The 19,912-nt window shown below is 58.6% G+C and carries 15 protein-coding genes; 5 read left to right on the top strand and 10 right to left on the bottom strand.

The features are described from left to right. Positions 1 to 269 precede the first annotated feature (269 nt). The 4 genes from ORG26_RS02710 to ORG26_RS02695 all read right to left on the bottom strand — a co-directional run bounded on the left by ORG26_RS02710 (position 270) and on the right by ORG26_RS02695 (position 7,102). On the bottom strand, positions 270 to 1,595 hold the full coding sequence (locus ORG26_RS02710; RefSeq protein WP_266366983.1) for an FGGY-family carbohydrate kinase: 1,326 nt from the start codon (positions 1,593 to 1,595) through the stop codon (positions 270 to 272). Continuing rightward, the gene (locus ORG26_RS02705) at positions 1,592 to 2,872 is read right to left on the bottom strand and encodes a sugar isomerase (RefSeq protein WP_266366982.1); all 1,281 of its coding nucleotides are present in this window, start codon (positions 2,870 to 2,872) and stop codon (positions 1,592 to 1,594) included. The genes ORG26_RS02710 and ORG26_RS02705 overlap by 4 nt, the downstream gene beginning before the upstream one ends. A 703-nt stretch (positions 2,873 to 3,575) precedes the next feature. Beyond that, positions 3,576 to 4,658: a GntR family transcriptional regulator gene (locus tag ORG26_RS02700; protein ID WP_266366981.1), complete on the bottom strand. Its 1,083-nt coding sequence runs from the start codon at positions 4,656 to 4,658 to the stop codon at positions 3,576 to 3,578. A gap of 311 nt (positions 4,659 to 4,969) precedes the next feature. Beyond that, positions 4,970 to 7,102 (bottom strand): bifunctional aldolase/short-chain dehydrogenase, encoded by a 2,133-nt coding sequence (locus ORG26_RS02695; RefSeq protein ID WP_266366980.1) that lies wholly within the window; start codon positions 7,100 to 7,102, stop codon positions 4,970 to 4,972. A gap of 233 nt (positions 7,103 to 7,335) precedes the next feature. Here ORG26_RS02695 and rhaT point away from each other — a divergent pair, with 233 nt between their 5' ends. Further along, complete coding sequence (rhaT, locus tag ORG26_RS02690; RefSeq protein ID WP_266366979.1) at positions 7,336 to 8,373, top strand: L-rhamnose/proton symporter RhaT; 1,038 nt, start codon at positions 7,336 to 7,338, stop codon at positions 8,371 to 8,373. A 105-nt stretch (positions 8,374 to 8,478) separates the two neighbouring features. Here rhaT and ORG26_RS02685 read toward each other — a convergent pair whose 3' ends face one another. The 4 genes from ORG26_RS02685 to ORG26_RS02670 form a co-directional block, all read right to left on the bottom strand. Further along, the gene (locus ORG26_RS02685) at positions 8,479 to 9,258 is read right to left on the bottom strand and encodes a rhamnogalacturonan acetylesterase (protein WP_266366978.1); all 780 of its coding nucleotides are present in this window, start codon (positions 9,256 to 9,258) and stop codon (positions 8,479 to 8,481) included. Between the two features lie 68 nt (positions 9,259 to 9,326). Continuing rightward, positions 9,327 to 10,682, bottom strand: coding sequence for an arylsulfatase (locus tag ORG26_RS02680; protein WP_266366977.1), 1,356 nt, complete (start codon positions 10,680 to 10,682; stop codon positions 9,327 to 9,329). Positions 10,683 to 10,781: 99 nt separating this feature from the next. Then, on the bottom strand, positions 10,782 to 12,107 hold the full coding sequence (locus ORG26_RS02675) for a rhamnogalacturonan acetylesterase (protein WP_266366976.1): 1,326 nt from the start codon (positions 12,105 to 12,107) through the stop codon (positions 10,782 to 10,784). Positions 12,108 to 12,151: 44 nt separating this feature from the next. Next, the gene (locus tag ORG26_RS02670; protein WP_266366975.1) at positions 12,152 to 13,519 is read right to left on the bottom strand and encodes a glycoside hydrolase family 88/105 protein; all 1,368 of its coding nucleotides are present in this window, start codon (positions 13,517 to 13,519) and stop codon (positions 12,152 to 12,154) included. A gap of 441 nt (positions 13,520 to 13,960) precedes the next feature. Here ORG26_RS02670 and ORG26_RS02665 point away from each other — a divergent pair, with 441 nt between their 5' ends. Together ORG26_RS02665 and ORG26_RS02660 are read left to right on the top strand one after the other, a co-directional pair. Then, positions 13,961 to 15,511 (top strand): sensor histidine kinase, encoded by a 1,551-nt coding sequence (locus ORG26_RS02665; RefSeq protein WP_266366974.1) that lies wholly within the window; start codon positions 13,961 to 13,963, stop codon positions 15,509 to 15,511. A gap of 92 nt (positions 15,512 to 15,603) precedes the next feature. Further along, positions 15,604 to 16,281, top strand: a complete 678-nt coding sequence (locus ORG26_RS02660) for a response regulator transcription factor (protein ID WP_266366973.1) — start codon at positions 15,604 to 15,606, stop codon at positions 16,279 to 16,281. Here ORG26_RS02660 and ORG26_RS02655 read toward each other — a convergent pair whose 3' ends face one another. Continuing rightward, positions 16,282 to 16,884: a hypothetical protein gene (locus ORG26_RS02655; RefSeq protein WP_266366972.1), complete on the bottom strand. Its 603-nt coding sequence runs from the start codon at positions 16,882 to 16,884 to the stop codon at positions 16,282 to 16,284. 113 nt (positions 16,885 to 16,997) lie between these two features. On the opposite strand from ORG26_RS02655, the gene ORG26_RS02650 reads away from it, so the two are divergent. After that, positions 16,998 to 17,750 carry a helical backbone metal receptor gene (locus tag ORG26_RS02650; protein ID WP_266366971.1) on the top strand — a complete coding sequence of 251 codons (753 nt, stop codon included), beginning with the start codon at positions 16,998 to 17,000 and terminating at the stop codon, positions 17,748 to 17,750. Here ORG26_RS02650 and ORG26_RS02645 read toward each other — a convergent pair. Continuing rightward, positions 17,674 to 18,789, bottom strand: coding sequence for an acyltransferase (locus ORG26_RS02645; protein WP_266366970.1), 1,116 nt, complete (start codon positions 18,787 to 18,789; stop codon positions 17,674 to 17,676). The two genes, ORG26_RS02650 and ORG26_RS02645, sit on opposite strands and share 77 nt — an antisense overlap. Positions 18,790 to 18,887: 98 nt before the next feature. On the opposite strand from ORG26_RS02645, the gene ORG26_RS02640 reads away from it, so the two are divergent. Next, positions 18,888 to 19,901 carry an AraC family transcriptional regulator gene (locus ORG26_RS02640; protein WP_266366969.1) on the top strand — a complete coding sequence of 338 codons (1,014 nt, stop codon included), beginning with the start codon at positions 18,888 to 18,890 and terminating at the stop codon, positions 19,899 to 19,901. The last annotated feature ends 11 nt before the right edge of the window (positions 19,902 to 19,912 follow it).

Raw genomic sequence — 19,912 nt, 5'->3', positions numbered from 1 at the left:
TGAACCACAGAGGTATCCATCAGGTCGAAGGACATCAATTCGTAACCCACGATTTGAACCGTGGGTCATAACGGTCTCCTTTCGCCGTTGGCCAAACCGGTTTAACGGTTTCACCGGACTCCGGTCGGCAATCGCGTTGACCCACGGATAAATCCGTGGGCTATCCAAAACATGCAACCGTTTTCCGTTTTGTGTTTTCAGTTTTCCGTCTTCAGTGTCTCCTCATTTCGCAGCAACGGAAAACAGAAAACAGTAAACTGAAAACAGATTCAGGTAAACAACAACCGCGTTTGCCGGTGCGCCTCGCCCTGCTGCAGGTGCATCATGGCTCCCAGCGCCGTGGCCTGCGGTACGTCCAGCGTCCGGATCGACCGGTCGGGGAACCGTTTGGCCAGTCCCTGCATGAACACGGCGTTACGGGCAAACCCGCCGTCGATGTACAGAATGCGTTCGCCGGTGTCGATCAGCGAAATAGACTCCTGCAGAATGTCCAGCAGGCCGTCCATCAGGTGCTGGTAGGCTTCTTCGGCGGAGGCGTAGACGCTCAGATCCCAGTCGGCGGCGGGCTGGTCCGGGAACGGTCCCGTGCCGCTCATGCAGGCGGGCCGGAAGGGCTTCAGCGGCGAAACCGGGCGGGCAAACGCCAGGGACTTGTAGAAGTCTGGGGCCAGACCGAAATGGGCGGCAATCCGCTCCGTCTGAAAATCGTGTTCCCGACCGAAAAACACCCGCGAAGCTTTGGTCTGTCGGCCTTTCGGAGAAAGGTAACTCAGACAATCGCGGTGGAGTCCGTCGGTCGTCAGCGGGGCGTTGTTGAACGGATTCAGGTTGATGCACCACGTCCCGGTCGAAATCAGCAGGAACGGGTCTTCCGACTGGAGCAGGTACGGCATCAGGGCCGCCGAGCTGTCGTGCAGCCCAATCCCGACCAGCACGCCGTCCACCACCGAAGCCACCGAATCCCGCGTCAGGGGCGCCAGTTTCTCGTCGATGCGTTCGCGTTTGACCCAGGTATGGTAGTCGCCTTTCTGAAAATTCCAGAGCGCCGTATGGCAGCCCACGGAGGTATAATCGCTGAACGTTTCGCCCGACAGCAGGAACGAAAGGTACTGCGGCAGGTGGAGCGAATACCGAATGCGCTGGTAAACGTCCGGCTTTGTGTGCCTGATCCAGTACAGTTGCAGTCCCGAATTGAGCATGCCGAGGCGGGGCGAGCAGGTGCAGGCAGCAAAGGCGTCGGCGTGTTCGTCCAATTCGGCGTAGAATTGAGCGGCTACGGCTTCGGGCAGCGGTTTAAGGTAGTTGTACAGCGGCAGAACGGGTTTTCCGTCGTGCCCGATGTGCACAAAACTGGCTCCGTACGCCGTAAAATTGACGCCTTTCACCGCGTACCGGGCATCCCGCTGCAAATCCGCCCAGGTCGCCAGCAGCCATTCGGTGAGGCGGTCTACGTCGTCGCAGGGAAAACCGTCTTCGTCCTTAATTTCTGCGAAAACCTCCTGTCGCTCTTCCAGAACCTGCTGGTCCTCGTCGAACAGGAGGAGTTTTTTGTTGGTTTTGCCGATGTCAAAAACGGCGTAGACGGCCTTTTTCATAATCCTGTCGCCACGCTGAGTTTACCCCGCTGCTGAATGCGTTGTTCGCGAACCTGCAACTGCCGGAACGCCGCGATGGGGTCCAGTGCCCCGCCGCTCTGCTGCATGGCTTCCGCCACCAGCGGCCGTACGTCCGTCAGGAACGCATCTTTCAGAATCTCTTCTGCCCGAACGACATCGTTGGTAACCTGGGCTTCTTCCAGCGCCGCGCGGTCCACGATCAGGGCTTTGGCGTAGGCCGAAAGAATGTTCTGAACCGATTGCAGGAGGTCTTCCAGCGGGTCTTTGGTGTTGTGGCTGGCGTCGATCATGTACGCCACCGTCGGGTTTTTCACCAGGGCGTCCACCGCCGCGTCGGCCAGTTCGTTGAAGATCAGGAACAGCTGGAACGGCTTGATGCTGCCCGTGGTCAGGTCGTCGTCGCCGTACATCGAGCCGTTGAAGTGGAACCCGCCCAAGCGACCCAGGTGCAGGAGCCGTCCGACGATCTGCTCGATGTTGGTATTGGGCAGGTGGTGACCCAAATCCACCAGCACCTGCGCGTTCTGACCTACCTGCTGGCAAAGTGAATACGAAGTGCCCCAGTCGGGAATGATCATTGAATAGAAATGCGGCTCGTACGGCTTGTATTCGATCAGCATTGTCCAGTCCGACGGCATGGCTTCATAAATCTGGGCCAGCGAATCGGCCGTGCGCTGGTAGGCGCGGCGGAAATGCTGCTGGCCGGGAAAGTTGGAACCGTCGGCGAGCCAGACCGTCAGGGTTTTGGCGTCGAGCTGGCGGCCGTACCGGATGCAGTCGATGTTGTGTTCGATGGCCTGCTGGCGAACGCGCTCCTCGGTATGGCAGAGCGACCCGAATTTATAGGAATACGCCTGGTCTTTCTGGTCCTGAAACGTGTTGGAATTGACCGAGTCGATGACCAGCCCGGCCTCGGCGAGCCGCTGTTTGATGGCTTCCGCGTCGGTCGGGATATCCCAGGGGATGTGCAGGGAAATAGAGTTGGAAGAGCGGTTCAGGGCGTTGAGCAGGCCGACATCCTCAATCTTTTCTTCCAGCGAACGGGGTTCGCCGCCGCCAGCATACCGTCCGAAACGCGTTCCGCCCGTACCCAGTGCCCAGCTTGGAATCGCCACCTGCAGCGCTGCAATCTGGCTCACGAGGGCGTTAACGTCGAGGCCCCGGCGGCCCAGCAAATCGGTCAGGTATGACAGCCGCAGCTGGTGTTCGCTCGCTAACGGCTGGTTGAGTTCTTGTATGCGTTCCTGGTTAATCATCTGGCTAAGAGTTTACTGAAAGGTACAAATAAGCCCATCAGAAATCCAACGGGCTTACTACCTTACCTATGATGAATAAAGCTTCCAGATGACAAAAGAAGGCATTTCTAAATTCTAACTGTTCTGAACTCTCCTGTAAGCGAAAAAGTGGAGACGTTGTGCGCCCGGAAGGCCCGGCCCGTTTCCGCCGTCCCCGGTGGGCAAGTCGGTTTGATCGCTACGCGATGGATGGGGCGGGGACGCGTGATGGCTACAAACCTTTGATCGCTACGCGATGGATGGACAGGGTGGGAGATGGGGCTGTTGCTACCAACGTTGGATCGCGACGCGATAGGATTCTTAGCTTCGTGCCGAGTTTCATGATTGCTGGACCGCTTGTAATGAGGCTTTTCGTGGGTCTACTTGACATGCCTCCTGATTGAGAGGACAAGCCAAATGGGTTTGTCAACGGCATTGTTTTATCGCGTAGCGATCCAACGTTTATAGCACCAGCCCCGTCTCCCGCCCATCCATCGCATAGCGATCTAACGTTTATAGAAATGCCATACATCCCCTCCACCCATCGCGTAACGATCAAACATTTGTAACCATTTCGACCCTGCCGACGCATGCCGTCCCGAATCGATCGCCACGCGGGATTCCAAAACGCAAAGAAGCTTCGCCCAACCCGGACGAAGCCTCTGCTTTTAAAACTTGACGAAACTTACAGCGACATCCGCCGAATCATCGTAAACGGATTTTTCACTTTAATTTTTTGATTATCAAGCAGAAGGGTAGCGGCGGTGCGGCCCATCGTCTCGAAATCCGTGGTGATGACGGTGATGCCCAACAGCTCTTTCAGGGTCGTTTCGTTGAACGAAACCAGGCCGATATCGCGGCCCAGCAGGTAGCTCGACTGCCGGACTTTCTTGATCAGTTCGGCCAGATCCGTTTCTTCCAGCACCACGTAAGCCGTGCCGGGGTCCAGCACCTCATCGGTAGCGTTCTCCTTGATGCTGAACGGGATATCGTACACCAGACAGAACGACCGGAAGCCGCGGGCAATCTCCACCGGGTAGTTGGCATCGCCCGGAAAAATCAGCGTCAGGCGCTGGTATTTGGCCAGCAGGTCGCGGGCGCCTTCGAGCGCTCCGAAAATATCTTTATCAAAATTCTGAAACACGCTCAGGCGGTTGGGCAGCTCGGGAATGTCCTTGTCGAGCAGCACCAGCTGGTCGTCGGGAATCTGCTTCAGCACCTGCATGTAATCCACCTGTTCGACGCCCTGCGTGAAGTGGGGCATCACCACGTAGTAGTTGTACTTGCCCAGATTCTTCTCGATAATCTCCTCAAAAGTCCGCGCGTTGTAGTGGTGAATCTGAAGGTCTACCGTAGCCCGGTCGCCGAGGGCGTTCAGAAAGGCGTAATAAATATTTTTTTTGTGCGAACTTAACTTGTTGAAAATCAGCAGGATTTTGAGCTTGCTCGCGTTGCTGGCCTGTACATAGTATCCTTTCCCCTGCACGGAAGTGATGTAACCCCGCTCGCGCAGTTCCCGGTAAGCTTTCTCGACGGTGTCCCGCGCCAGATAGTATTCCACACTCAGTTCGCTGATCGAAGGAAGCTGGTCGTTTTTCCGCAGAATTCCCCGTTCGATATCGGTAATGACCGACTGAACAATCTGTTTGTACTTCGGCATTTTGTCCACCGGATTGAACTGAAGCCGGTACGAACAAAGCGCGGGTGTCTTGTACACATCCACAAAGCCGGAGCGGGACGAAGCGGGAGAGGTTGCTTTAGCAATCATGGCCGTGTGATGAATTTGATTTAAACAGGAATGTAAGGTTCAGGAAAGTCAGCATAAAGCCGTTCTTTCAGATAATCTTATCATGAAAAAAGAATAAAAACGTCAGGTATGAAAGGAAATAATTACGCAATCGTTGCCGGGAACGTTGCCGGAATTGGATATGGGAAAGACCTTTTAGAAAAAAAATCATTTCCGGCAATGCGACAATCCCACTGCAATCCGGTGCCTTCTTCCGGCCTTTCTTGCATTTTTTCGGGAAACAAAAAAGCCGGTCAGCTTGCTGACCGGCTTTTTATCAGGGAGTTAGTTGCTTATCGGACAAAAGAAGCCGCCACGCCGCCGTCCACGTTCAGGACGTTACCGGTCGATTTGCCGAGCAGACCGCCCACCAGCACGAAGCAGGCGTTGGCGATGTCCTCGGGCAGGATGCTTTCGTTGAGCAGGGTCCGCTTGGCGTAGTAGGCCGGCAGTTCTTCCACCGTGATGCCGTACGCTTTGGCGCGGCCTTCTGCCCAGCCGCCGGCCCAGATGTTGGAATCGGCGATGACCGCATCCGGGTTTACCGTGTTGACCCGGATCTTGTCGGTGCCGAGTTCGGCTGCGTTCAGACGGCTCAGGTGCAGCTGGGCCGCTTTGGCCGAGCCGTAACCCGCGTTGTTCGGACCCGCCACCAGCGCGTTCTTCGACACAATGTTGACAATGTCGCCCCCCAGTTTCTGCTTGCGCATCACTTCCACGGCTGCCTGCGTAACCAGGAACTGGCCTTTCACCAGGATGTCGTACAGACGGTCCCAGTCTTCGAGCGTATGGTCTTCGATGGGTTTCGAAATGCTGATACCGGCGTTGTTAACCACGATATCCACCCCGCCGAAGGCCAGCGCGGCGGCTTTCAGGGCTTCCACGATGCTGGTTTTGTCGGTCACGTTCAGCAGGGTCGTAGCGACCGAATCCTTGCCGAAGCTCTTGACAAACTCCGCTTTGGCTCCTTCCAGACGCTCGGCGTTGATGTCGTTCAGAATCACGCAGGCACCTTCCTGCACAAACCGCTTGGCGATGGCCTTACCGATGCCTCCGGCGCTGCCCGTCACGAGGGCGATTTTACCCGAGAGGGGCTTCGGTTTCGGCATCCGCTGGAGTTTGGCTTCTTCCAGCAGCCAGTATTCGATGTCGAACGCTTCCTGCTCCGGCAGACCGACGTACTCCGACACGGCTTCCGCGCCTTTCATCACGTTGATGGCGTTGATGTAGAACTCGGACGCCACGCGGGCCGTCTGCTTGTCTTTGGCGAAGGTGAACATACCGACCTGCGGCCACAGAATCACGACGGGGTTCGGGTCGCGCATGGCCGGGCTGTTGTCGTGTTTGCAGCGCTCGTAGTAAGCGGCGTAGTCGGCGCGGTACTCTTCAAATTTCTGCTCCAGATACGCCTTGATTTCGTCCGCAGACCTGGTCATCAGCGTGTCAGCGGCTTCCAGCACCAGCGGGCGGATTTTGGTCCGCAGAAAGTGGTCGGGGCAGGAGGTGCCGAGGCGGGCCAGCTTTTCGAGGTCGTTGGAGGCAACGTATTCCAGCACGCGGGCGTCGTCGGTGAAGTGGCCGATCATCCGGCGCTGGGCCGAAGCGAGGCCGCGCAGGGTCGGAATCAGCCCGGCCGCACGCTCTTTACGCACGTCCGCCGCGTTGCTTTCCAGTTTAGCACCGCCGAAAACGGGTCGTTTTTTGCCGTAATTCTGCTCCAGGTATTCGGAAGCCTGCTCGATGACTTCCAGCGTATTGATGTATGATTCGTAAGACGTGTCGCCCCAGGTGAACAGTCCGTGTCCGCCCAGGATGATACCCCGGATGCCCGGATTCTGTTTTACGGCGGCTTCCAGTTGGAGGCCGAGGTCGAAGCCGGGGCGCTGCCACGGAATCCAGACCATTGTGTCGCCCCAGATGGCCTTCATGATGGCTTCACCGTCCTTGCTGGCGGCGATGGCGATGAGGGCGTCGGGGTGCAGGTGATCGATATGTTTGAAGGGCAGCAGTCCGTGCAGCGGGGTATCGATGGACGGCGCGGCGCATTTCGGATCAAAGAGGCAGTGGTTGAAGAGTTCCACCATTTCGTCTTCGAACTCCAGACCGCGGTAACGTGATTTCAGGGCCTGCAGCCGTTCGACGTACAGGTTGGCGCAGCCCGCCTTGGTGAGCGTACCGATGTCGCCGCCTGAGCCTTTCACCCACATCACCGGAACTTCCTGGCCTGTAACGGGGTCGATTTCCGTGATTTTAACGGAGGTGTTCCCGCCGGCGTAGTTGGTCAGCCGGAGGTCGGCGCCCAGCAGGTTGGAGCGGTAGATAAACAGATCGACTTCGTTCTCGGGCAGCCCAGCCCCGGCGATTTCGAGGGCTTTGGCCTCGTCCCAGAGATAACTGACGTGGCGGAAGGTGAGGGTTTTATCCATAAGAGTGCAGTGAATTTCGGATTGACGGCCAGCGTTTCTGCCGGTTTATACACAAAGTAAAAAAAGGCAAAATATACCGTTATCCTGTACACTCCTGTGCAGAGCAGAAATTGGAAAAATTTAGGGAATCGGAACCCATATGCAATTAAAACTTGCTTTTGTCTTACTTTCAGGAGAGAACAGGAGAGTTATGCGACCGGTTCGTTGACATTTGTACCAAAAAAGTATCCATCATGGCAGTATTTTGGGGCGTCGTCCTGCACGCGCTGGGAGGGTTTGCCTCCGGCAGTTTTTATCTACCGTATAAGCAAGTAAAAGGCTGGGCCTGGGAAAGTTACTGGCTGGCCGGCGGGCTTTTTTCCTGGCTGGTGGCTCCGCTGGTACTGGGCGCTTTGACGGTCCCGGACCTGCTGGGCGTGCTGGCGTCCACGCCTTTTGAAACGGCGGCCTGGGTTTACTTCTGGGGCGTGCTGTGGGGCTTCGGCGGATTGACCTTCGGCCTGACGATGCGTTACCTGGGTCTTTCGCTGGGAATGGCCGTGGTCCTCGGCCTCTGCGCCGTTTTCGGAACGCTGGTGCCGCCCATCTGGGAAGGAAAGCTGGGGACGCTGGCGAGCACGACCTCCGGGCAGGTCATTCTGCTGGGTCTTGGGGTCTGCGTTTTGGGGATCGTTATCTGCGGTGTGGCCGGGATGATGAAGGAAAAAACGCTTTCGGAAGAAGCCAAAAAGGCGGTTATCACGGAGTTTGACCTTAAAAAGGGCGTTCTGGTCGCCATTTTCTCGGGTGTGATGAGCGCTTGTATGTCTTTTGGGCTGACGGCCGGACAGTCCATTGCGGAGGAGGCCGTGCGCCACGGAGCCGATCCGCTGTACATGAACAACGCCCCGCTGGTGTTTATCCTGCTCGGCGGCCTGACGACTAACGCCGTCTGGTCGATCTACCTGAACCTGAAAAACCGGACGTATACCGACTACACCAATTACTCGACGCCGATTCTGCGCAACATCATTTTCTGCGCCCTGGCCGGTGTGACCTGGTACCTGCAATTCTTCTTCTACGGCATGGGCGACAGCAAAATGGGCGAATACCGCTTCTCCGGCTGGACGCTGCACATGGCCTTTATCATTGCCTTCAGCTCGTTCTGGGGCTTGTATTTCCGCGAGTGGCAAGGAGCAGACCGTCCCACCATGCGCACCATCACCCTCGGCATCGCCACCGTGATCTTCTCCACCGTGATTGTCGGCGTTGGGAATTACCTGGCGGAATAAGTTTTATTGAGTGGTTGAGTGAATGAGTGAATAGCTCCGCAAATGTCATGTTTCTGCGGAGCTATTCACTCAATCACTCAATCACTCATTCACTCAACCACTCAATCATTTAAGAAGCTTCCGCAACCCAACCTTCCGCAAATCCCGGATGCCTTCCGTTACGGTTTCCGCGTTCAGGCGGGCGCCGGGGCCGTTGGTGTGGGTGTGGTCTTCAACGAAATAGGCTTTCTTGAGGGCGTCAAAATTGCCCACGGTATCATACTTGACGGCGACGCGCTCGTTGAGGTCGATGAACGGGGCGGCTTCCTGCCGTGCCACTTCTTCGGCCCATCCGGCGTAGGACTCTTTTCCGCGAACGATTTTCCCGTCTTTCCACTGGTTGCGCGGCACCAGCGACAGCACAATGGGCGTGGCTCCTTTGGCTTTGGCGTCGCGGATGTACTTGCGCATGTACCAGCCGTAGCTGTGCACGATTTCGTGCTTTTTGGTCAGCATATTGTCAATTTCTTCCGTCTCCTCGCCGATGCCCCGAATCGAGCCGCGGGCGCGGGTGGTGTCGTTGATGGCCCCGCCGTCGTTGTGCCCGAACTGCATCAGGACGTAATCGCCGGGCTTGAGCGTCGCCAGAATCCGGTCCCAGCGGCCTTCGGTCAGGAAAGTGCGGCTGCTGCGGCCGCCGATGGCGTGGTTTTCAATCCGGACGCGGGTCGTATCGAAATGGTCGGCCAGGAAACTGCCCCAGCCCCACATGCCGCCATCGCCCTTGCCGGAGCTGTTTTTGACGGTGGAATCGCCGATGAGGTACACCGTCGGACGGGGTTTCAGAGCGGCGGCAATCAGCACAAGGCAAAAGACCGGAAGCAGTAGTTTGGAGGAAAAGCGCATAAAATTAATAAATAATGAAGAATGAAAAATGAACTGCGGCGGACCGCCATGAACGGGTTGGGACGGGTTTACCTTCCGGTATTTACCGGTTGCAGCGGCCAGAAAGGCGAATCGGTTCGGGAGGTATTCAGCAGCTGCGTCAGCTTTTGGGTCACATCCGGAAACTGGGCCGCCACGTTTTTCTTCTCCGACAGATCGGCTTGAAGATCATACAGTTCAGTCGGTTGAAGCAGACCGTGCCGAATGGCTTTCCACCGGCCCAGGCGCAGGCTCTGCCGGACATCGCGCGGTTCGTTGTCGCCCTCCAGATGAAACTCCCAGTACAGTGGCCGCTCGCTTTGAGGCGCGGGCTTTCCCAGCAGCAGGGGCAGGAGCGAGATGCCGTCGGTCGCCAGTTTTGGCCGGTAACCCGTCAGGTCGGCAAAGGTGGGCATGAAGTCCCAGAAAGCGCAGGGCGTTTCCTGCTGGCTGCCTTTGGGGATTTTGTTCTTCCAGTAAACCAGCATCGGCACCCGGATGCCGCCCTCGTACGGGTCGCGTTTGATGCCCCGCAGCGGACCTGCCGAATGGAAATAGGCGGCATTCACGGCCGGACTTTCCGGGCCGTGCGCCGGAAGCGTCGCCGGGCCATTGTCGCTGGTAAAGATCAGCAGCGTGTTGTCTTCCAGTCCCAGCCGGGCCAGCAGCTGCCGGAGCTGCCCCACCTGCTCGTCCAGGTGCGTGATCATGGACGCGTAGATTTTCTGACCTTCCGGCCAGGGCTTGTCGCGGTACTCCGGGCGGACGGGCATCTGGTATTTGTCATGCGGCAGCGTCGTGGCGAAATAGACGAAGAACGGCTTCCGGGCGTTGGCCTCTACAAACGATTTCAGGCGGTTGAAGGTCCAGTCGGCCGAGAAAGTGGCTTTCTGGCCGTTGGCGTTTTCGGGCAGCCGGACTTCCGTTTCGTTCAGGTTCAGAAAGTCGGGGTAATAATCGTGGGCGTGGGCCTGGTCGAGGTAGCCCGCAAAGTCGTCGAAGCCCTGTTTGTTCGGCGTTCCGGCGGAGCCTTTGGCACCCAGTCCCCATTTCCCGAAAAGGCCGGTAGCGTAGCCCTGCGCCCTGAACAGCTCGGCCATCGTAAAGACGCTGTCCGGGAAGGAAACCCGCTTTTTATCCGGCCCGAAATTGCCCCGGATGTAGGTGTGGCCCGTATGCTTGCCGGTCATCAGGGCCGAACGGGAGGGCGCGCAGACGGGAGCCCCGGCATACGCCTGCGTGAAGCGCATGCCGTCGCGGGCCAGCCCGTCGAGATGGGGCGTTTTGGCAAACTGCTGCTGGTAACAGCCCAGATCTCCGTAACCGAGGTCGTCGGCGAGGATGAAAATGACGTTGGGCTTCTGCTGGGCCTGGACGGTAAGCGTCAGCAGGAGCAGGCAATTCATAAAAAAGATTCTCATGGTTGATGCGGTCTGGTTCTCGCAGAAAAATCTGCGAACTTCTGCGTAAAAAATCTGCGAAAATCTGCGAGAAAGAGAAAAAACTTAATTCTCATCCGGTTTCAACGCCGACATCATCGGACTCAGCGGCCAGTCCCAGCGGTCGATGGGGTCGGGGCTCGCCGGGTTGAAGGGCGGCAGGTCGTCGGTCAGGTGACGCGCCAGATCGGGCACGGCCGTCCGGATGCCTTCCACCACGCAGCGGGCCAGTTCAAAGGCTCCATACGTGCTGAAATGAGTGTTGTCTTTCAGCTCGGTCGTCTGGCCGGGAAAGGTATTGGCCGGGTGGTGCACAAACGCCTTCAGCGAAGCTTCCGGCCCCCAGGCTTCATACAGCACTTTGCTCATCGCGTTCAGATCAATCAGCGCAACGCCTTCGGCTTTGGCCGTTTGCCGCAGGGCTTCGGGATAATCCCCCAGCGTATTGACGATATGCCCCGTCGAGTCGAAATTCCGGCGGTGCATGGACGTCACCAGCACCGGAATGCCTCCCTTTTTGCGGGCTTCGGCGATGTAGAGGCGCACCATTTCCTGATACGTCGTGAACGGGTCCACGTGCGCCGTGCCGGGTTTCTGGTCGTTATGGGCAAATTCGATGAAGAGGTAATCGCCCGGCTTCATCAGGCTCAGAATTTTGTCGAGCCGCTTTTCACTGTAAAAACTTTTCAGCGCTTCCCCGGATTCGGCATGGTTGGCAACGACCACTTTTTCCGGCACAAAAAAGCGCGGAATCATCTGTCCCCAAGCCGCCCAGGGCTCCCGGTCCTGGTCGACGACGGTGGAATTGCCCGCCAGAAAAACGGTCGTGGCGCGGTCGTTCCGGCGGATTTCCATACTCGCGACCTTCGGAGCCGGGCCGTTGAACTCAAGCGTCAGCTGGTGGTCCCAGTTCAGGTAGTCCAGTTCGCGGGGTTTGAGCCGGACGCGTTCGGTAGCGCTGATTTCGGGATAACGCACGCTGACGGTGAACGTCCGGCTGACGACCTCGCCGGGTTTGGTCGCAATCGTGGGCAGCATCATCCGCCGGGATTCGGCCCGGACGTTCGTGGTCGAAGGGCCGTCCGCGTCGCCGAGCGTGACGGTCACGTCGTAATTGCCTTCCGGCACGTCCACGGTGAAGTAGAAAGGCCCGTCGGCGGTGCAGAAGTCCGTCTTCACGGCATCCCGCCCGCCGCGCTGCACGGCCGACCGATTGGCTTTCCCGACGAAGCCGTAGCCTTTTTTCGGACTGTACACGTCGCCGGGCTGAACGGCCGTCCAGCCGCGTTTGGTGTGCCCGGTGCCGAAATCGAACCGAAGCGGGGCGGTCTGGGCAGCTGCGGGACCGATCAGCGCCGGGAGGAGTAGGAGCGAGCAGAGATAGCGTTGCATAGAGTAGGTTCCCGGACCGGAAGGTTTCCCAGCCCGGGCAGGAATTATCGTTTCAGGGTCAACTGCAGCGAACTGTCGTTGATCTCGAACGATTTGTTTTTCAAAAGATTCAGCACTTCGGCCCCCGCCAGCAGCACCGGGCCGTAGCCGTGGGCGGCGAACGGATTGATGGGCCGGTGGTAGTAAAAAGCCGGGTCGAAGCCCATGCCCGTGCCGACGCAGGTGCCTTCGACCTGTCCGTTGGCGGCTACTTTCGTCGAAACGGCATTCCAGGCCAGCAGCGTCGCCGGGGCATAGGCCAGTCCGTCGATCCAGCCGCGGTTGATGGCGCGGGCCATCGAATAGGCATAAATGGCCGTAGCTGAGGTTTCCAGGTACGAGTCCGGGCGGTCGAGCAGCTGGTGCCAGAAACCGCTTCCCGACTGCACTGCCGCCAGACCCCGCACGTGGTCGCGCAGGAGCTGAATGAGGGCCGGGCGACCGGGATGGTTGTCCGGCAATACGTCCAGCAGTTCGACCTTGGTCATCAGCGCCCAGCCGTTGGCCCGCGCCCAGCGGAATTCCGGATGGACGCTCATGCCTTCGACCCAGCCGTGCATGTACAGCCCTTTTTCCTTGTTAAACATCCGTTTGGCGAACAGTTCGACCTGCCGGACAGCTTCGTCGAAGTACTTAGCCTCGCCGGTCAGCCTGCCCATCTGGGCCAGGGCCGGGACGCTCATGAACAGGTCGTCGAGCCAGAGCGTATTAGCCTGTGGTCGGTTGCGGGCCAGCGTGCCGTCCGATAACCGAAACTCTTTGGTCTGGATGTAATCGATGTAGCGGTTGATCAGCGGCCGTACTTCCGGCCCGACGCCGCCCGCCCGCTGGGCTTTGATCAGCGCCGCGCACATAGCCCCGGCATCGTCGAGGGCGTGCGGTGCCAGTACGGCCCGCAACGGGGTGTTGGCCGTGGGAGCGGCTTCGACCTGTTTCTGGAAATAAGGCACCAGCCCGGCGATGAACTTGAGCCGCTGGTTGGTGTAGGCCGCGTAGCGCGGGTCGCCGGTCGCTTCCGCCGCCAGGAGCATCCCGGCGTAGGTGACGCCCCATTCGTAGCTGATGAGACGAAAATCGCCCGGTTTCAGAATCGCCTCAGGGTCGAAGCGGGTGAAGTCGGTGATGGGCTGGCCGGTTTTCCGGTTCACGACCTGCATGGGCGTCACGGCATCCAGATAACGGTACACGCGGTCGAGTACGGCTTTGACGGCCTCCGGTTTGGGCTGGCCGTAAGGCACCGGGTAATCCGGCTGCAGCAGGTGCAGCGGGGTGGTCGAGTCGTTGGCTTTGGCAGGCGTCTGCGCCCGCAGCGGCTGGACCAGCACCGTGCCGACGGCCGCAGCCAGCAGAGCCTGTTGGAAAAGAGAAGGCATAGGAAGGGTTTACAGGTTTCCGGTAAAAATGGGCAGCCCCCCGGAGTTTTCCCTCATGCACTCTCCTGAAATTGATGAATGATTGAATGTTGAATGACTGAATGAGTGAGTGACTGAATGACTGATAGATTGAGCGGTTGAGTGAGTGGTTGAGTGAGTGAGCGATTGAGTGATTGGGACTGGCGTCTAATAGTTTGTCGTCAACTGGCTTAATCAGGAGCGAGTCCAACCAATCTTGGTTGTTTCCATTGTCCCGCCTAATCCCACCTGAACCAGTCATTTAATCACTCAACCGCTCAATTATTCAACCACTCAATCTATCAGTCATTCAACGATTAACCATTCAACCATTCAGTCATTTCTGTAACCTACTGTTACGCTTTGTTAAGTAGTGTTAACACCCGTTGCAAGCCCGGCGGTCGGCGGCTACCTTTGTTGAATATGAAAAACCGCATCCGCTCCATCTTTCTGCTGATGACCGTTTGTATCCTCGGAATCAATGTGTTCCAGGGCTACTGGCTGTACACGACCTACCAGATGCAGCTTCGGCAGTTTAGCCGGGCGGTGCGGGAGGCGCTGTACCAGACGGTCCAGAAACAGCAGCTTTCGGAGGCGCAGGTTCTCTTCGACCACCGGGGGCCGGGCGAACGGCCCAAACGGATCGTGATGCGCGGCTTCGAACGGTCGGAGGACGGGGAGGAGCCGCTGGAAACGATCTTGGACCATCCAGTCCGGGACCGCATTTTTGTTCGGCGGACGGATGACTCCATGACCACGCAGGTCCGCTACCCCGACGGGAAAACGGAGCGGTTCGTTATTTCGCGGAAAATGAGCCACCAGTTTCGGCGCGATACCGTCGTGTCGGACACGCTGGCGCGGCGGATTTCCCGGATGCTGCTCCTCAACTGGGCCGGGGACGGTAAGCTGAACCTGGCGCGGCTGGATTCGCTCTACCGGCTGGAATTGCAGGCGCGGGACATTGCGGTGGATTACGCGCTCGATACGCTCCGGTTCAAACCCCGCGCCGGTCGGGTGGTGATCGCCCATTTTCACGACGAGCCCAAAGAAGGCTACGCCGTCCTGACGCCGCCGGTGCCGGTCAACCCGGTGCAGGGGCAGTTTGTGCAGGCTTCGTTCAAACGGCCGACCTATTACCTGATGCGGAAAATGGGCTGGCTTTCGGCCGGTTCGGTGCTGCTGCTGATTCTGACCACGGGCTGCTTTCTGTACATGCTTTCGACCATTCTGAAACAGAAAAAGCTTTCCGAAATCAAGAACGATTTCATCAACAACATGACCCACGAGCTTAAAACGCCGATTGCGACGGTGTCGGCGGCCGTGGAAGCCATGCAGCATTTTGGAGCCCTCAACGACCCCAAACGCACCGAAGCGTACCTGAACATTTCCCGGGCCGAACTCCAGCGGCTGTCTGATCTGGTCGAGAAAGTGCTGAACATGGCCGTCGAGGAACGGCAGGAAATGACGCTGAACCCCGAATGGGTCCGGCCTTCGGAACTCATCAGCCAGCTTGTCGATAACCACCGGCTCAAGGCGGAGAAGGCCGTGCAGTTTGAGGTGGACCGGCCCGCGGACGACGAGCCGGTCTGGGTGGATCGTTTTCACCTCGTCAACGCGCTGAACAACCTCATCGACAATGCCATCAAGTATTCGAAGGAAGCGGTGACGATCCGGATTGCCAGCCGGAGCGAGGAAAACATCTGGCGGCTTTCGGTGCAGGACAACGGCATCGGCATTCCCAAAGCGTACCAGGAGGCCATTTTCGACCGCTTTTTCCGCGTCCCGACCGGCAATCTGCACCCGGTGAAAGGCTTTGGACTCGGCCTGTCGTACGTGCGGCAGGTCGTCGAGCGGCATGGCGGGCAGATCGAGGTCAGCAGCGAACCGGGCGTAGGCAGCGAGTTTGTCCTGCTGATTCCCGAAAAGGGCGACTCGGGGATGGTAGGCGTCCGGAAGTTTCGACTTTACAAATGATTGAGTGATTGAGCGAAGACGTTCCGCCGTACACCGTATAATACAGTCATTCAGTCATTCAACATTCAATCATTCAACATTCAATCGCCCCCATGGCTAACGTTCTGCTGATCGAAGACGAACCCGCGCTGGGAATGATCATGCGCGACAGCCTCGAAGTACGCGGCTTTTCGGTGCAATATGCCCTGGACGGGGAGGAAGGATTGCGCCTGTTCTACGAAAGCCCGCCGGATATTGTCGTGGCCGACATCATGATGCCCAAACTCGACGGGTTCACCCTCGCCGAGCGTATCCGGCAGGAAAACGCCCAGGTGCCGATCATCTTTCTGACGGCCCGTTCCCAGACCGCCGACGTGGTGCGCGGCTTCGAACTGGGCGGCAACGATTACCTGAAAAAGCCTTTCAGCATGGACGAACTCATCGTCCGGATGAAAGCCCTGCTGAACCGGAATACCGGGCCCATAGCCCCGTCCGCCGGGAAGCTGGCGATTGGCCGCTACCAGTTCGATTATCCAAAACAGAAGCTGGTCCTCAACGGGCAGGAAGTACTGCTCTCGTACCGCGAAGCCGAACTGCTGAACCGGCTGTACGAACAGCGCAACCGGGTGCTCGAACGTTCGGCCGTGCTGCTGGACCTCTGGGGCGACGACAGCTTCTTCAACGGCCGGAGCCTGGATGTGTTCATCACCAAACTCCGGCGGTATCTGAAAGACGACCCGCAGGTCCAGATCGTGAACGTGCGGGGCATCGGGTACAAGCTGATTGTGTGATTACTGCGCTTTCGGTGTATTCTGCGGCGGGTTGATCATGATGTGGGCGCGGTGCGTGCCGGGGTCCATGATCCAGGGCATGCCGGGGGCTTCGGGCTTCAGCGGGAGGCCGGTGCTTTCGGCGGTGGCGTAGGGGATGTACACCACGTAACGCAGGTAGCCGTCCTTCACCTCGCCCGTCGCGGCGTTGTAATTCTCGTCTTTGGCCGAATAGGCAAACAGCGTCGTCGGGGCTTTCGGCATTTTCAGCTTGCCGGCTTTAACCTCCTTTTCGCGCATTTCGGCGATTTCGTCGGCTTTCTTACCGGCTTTCTGCAATTCCCGGCCGCGCTTCATGAACGGTTCGAGGTCGCGGTGGTAGCAGGACACCGACAGGCCTTTTTTGTCGGGATCGTCGGCGAGGCAGACCATTTCGTTACTGCCTTTGCGCAGCACGACAAACTCTTTCTGGGCGTTGTAGCCGTAGACCATAGCGCCCTCGCGTTTATCGGCCGGGGCGGCCAGCACGGCGGTTTTGATCTGGGTTTCGGCCGAGGCGGCCGTTTGGGCGTGGACCGACAGGCAGCAGGCAGACAGGGCAAGGACGGAGGCGAACCGTTTCATAAGCGACTGGATTTAGGCGGATGGATGGTTTCTCCGCAACATTACTTAAAACTTCGCGAACTTTACGCCGCCGCCGGCTTCTTTGCGGTTAAAATAAGGCGAGTCTGTTTCCCATGCATCCCCAGCGCATCATTTCCCTCGTTCCGTCGCAGACCGAGCTCCTTTTCGATCTGGGCGTCGAAGACCGGCTGGTCGGCCTGACCAAATTCTGCATTCATCCCGCCGACAAAGTGAAGCTCAAAACGGTGGTCGGCGGCACCAAAACGCTCCATATGGACCGGATTCACGCCCTCAGGCCGGACCTGATTCTTGCCAATAAAGAAGAAAATACGCGTGAAGAAATTGAAGAACTACAGCGGCTTTACCCCGTTCACGTGACGGACATTACGACGCTGGAAGACGCGCTGGCGATGATTCGCACCGTCGGGGGGCTGGTCGGGGCGTCCGAAAAAGCGAACGGGCTGGCGGAGGTTCTGGCCGCCGATTTCCGGAAATTGTCGGTCGCCGCGGCCGAAACCGCCCCACGGGTCGCCTATTTCATCTGGCGAAAGCCGTGGATGGCGGCCGCCGCCGACACGTTTATCGACCACCTGCTGCGGGCGGCGGGCTTCCGGAATGCCTTCGCCGGGCAGAGCCGGTATCCCGAACTGACGGAGGCGGACATCCGGGCCGCCCGCCCGGACGCTGTTTTTCTGTCCTCCGAACCGTATCCGTTTGGCGAAAAACACCGGGCCGAGCTGCGCGCCCTTTGCCCGGAAGCGGAAATTCTGCTCGTGGACGGCGAACTCTTCAGCTGGTACGGGAGCCGACTGCGGCACTCGGTGGCCTATTTTCAGGAATTAAGGCACCGGCTGGGATTGCCTTAGCATCTGTCTGAAAAAGGGGCAGTTGCAGGATCCGGTCCGTGAATTTCTGAAAAACAATCGCGACCCCAACCGCTAGCAGGGCGATAATCAGCACGTCCAGCACCAGCAGCGCGCGGCCGTGCAGAAAATACCGGTACAGGTCGAACACCAGAATGTGCGTCAGGTAGAGGGAGTACGAAAACGACTCCACCCATCGGATAAACCGCTGAAACGGCGTCCAGACGCAACTCAGGCGGTAGAGCAGCACCAGCGCCGAGGCGTAGACCAGAAACATGAAATAGTCGTTGAAAAGCCCGCTCAGGGAACCGAAGTACCGCGCCAACAGAATCACGACCACCCCGGCCAGCGCGGCAAGGCCGACGTAGATGAACCACGGGCGGGCAATCCAGGCGGCCAGCCAGCTTTCGCGCGAAACCGCCATGCCCAGACCGTAGACCCACACGTACTGCAGAAAAAAGCTGAACCAGATTCGCTGCCAGTCAACACCCAGCCAGACAATCAGCGAACTGTAGGCGAGCGAGGTCAGGAACACGCCCAGGATGAACCGCCCCGGCCGCACCCGGGACTGCCACCGGAGCAGCAGCGGCAGGGCCAGATAAAACTGCACAATCGTCGAGACAAACCACAGGTGTTCGCCCAGATTGCGGGTGTACCAGAGGAAAAACATCTTGTACAGCAGAAAATGACTGAGGTATTCCGTCAGGCCATCGACCGAATAAATGGGAACGAACCGGATAACCGCAAAAATCAGGACCAGCGCCACGTAGTAGGGCACCAGCACTTTGATGAATCGTTTGCGCCAGAAAGTGAGCCAGTTGGAAGCCGAAGAACGCGCCAGCCCGTAGCCCGAAAAGAAAAAATATACGAAAATTCCGGAGCCGCCCAGTGAGACGGCCAGTCCCAGCACCGGCGGCAGCGACACTTTTTGCAGAAAGTGGAAGGCGACAATGGTTAAAATGGCAAACCCGCGGGCAAAGCTGACAAACGGTTGTCGTGGCGTTCCCGATTGAGCCGGGCGCGGTACGGCGGCAGTATTCATGCTTCAGCAGGCTGCAATTTTCAGGCCAGTCGGCCCGCCTGACCGGCCCTACTTTCCCCGGAATTGCGTACGTTTACGTGTCAATCCCGTCTAATTCTGTGAGCCAGCATACTCTTTCTGTATCGTCTTTCAACCTGATTCTGTACGGTGCCCGGCAGCGGGGAGCCGATCCCGCCGAGCTGTGCCGGAGAATCCCCGTGGACATGGCCCTGCTGGCCGACCCGGACGGACGGGTGCCGCTCTCCGCCGTGCAGGCGCTCTGGCGGGAGGCCGTCGCCGCCACGGGCGACCCCTACCTTTCCCTGCGCATGGGCGAACTCATCAACACGGTGGCCGTGGGCGTGCTGGCGTACGTGATGATGCACTGCCCCACGCTGCGGAAGTCGCTCGAAAAACTGTGCCAGTACCAGGATATCGTCTGCGAAGGCGTCCGGACGGAAGTGCGCGAAGAAGGGCAACTGGCCGAACTCATCCTGACCGTCACCAGCCCCGATATTATCTACCCCCAGCACGCCCTGAACTCCGAAGTGAGCATCTACCTCTCGGCCATTCGCGCCCTGACGGGCGAACCGGTGACCGTCGAGGCGATGCGCTTTGCTTTCCCGGCTCCGTCCGACACCGCCGAGTACGAGCGGGTTTTCGGCACGTCCCAAATTACCTTCGATGCCCCGCAGACGGTGATGGTCCTCCAGCGGCGCTGGCTCGATACGCCCATTCTGAATGCCAGTCCGGGCCTGTTTCAACTGTTCGAGCAGCATGCCAACGCCATTCTGGATAAACTCCGTACGCCGACGCTGCCCGTCCGGGTGAAGCAGGAGATGGTCAACCTGCTGAAAGGCGAGGAGCCGACCCTGGCCGCCATCGCCGACCGGCTCGCGATGGGCGTCCGCACGCTGCAACTGCACCTGAAAGAAGCGGGCGTGACTTACCAGCAACTGCTCGACGAAGTGCGCCGCGACATGGCCGTCAAGCACCTCCGCGACCCGCACCTGAGCACCACGGACATTGCCTACCTGCTGGGTTTTTCTGAGCCGAGCGTTTTCTACCGTTCGTTCAAAAAATGGACCGGGGCCACGCCGCGGGAATACCGCGTCCAGCAGGCCGCCGCGTAACCGGCGCCGGG

Origin of the sequence: Tellurirhabdus rosea, from assembly GCF_026278345.1 — a bacterium.
Taxonomy (GTDB): Bacteria; Bacteroidota; Bacteroidia; order Cytophagales; family Spirosomataceae; genus Tellurirhabdus; species Tellurirhabdus rosea.
The sequence above is the reverse complement of the archived record's forward strand: the minus strand, read 5'-3'. Positions and strand labels throughout refer to the sequence as shown.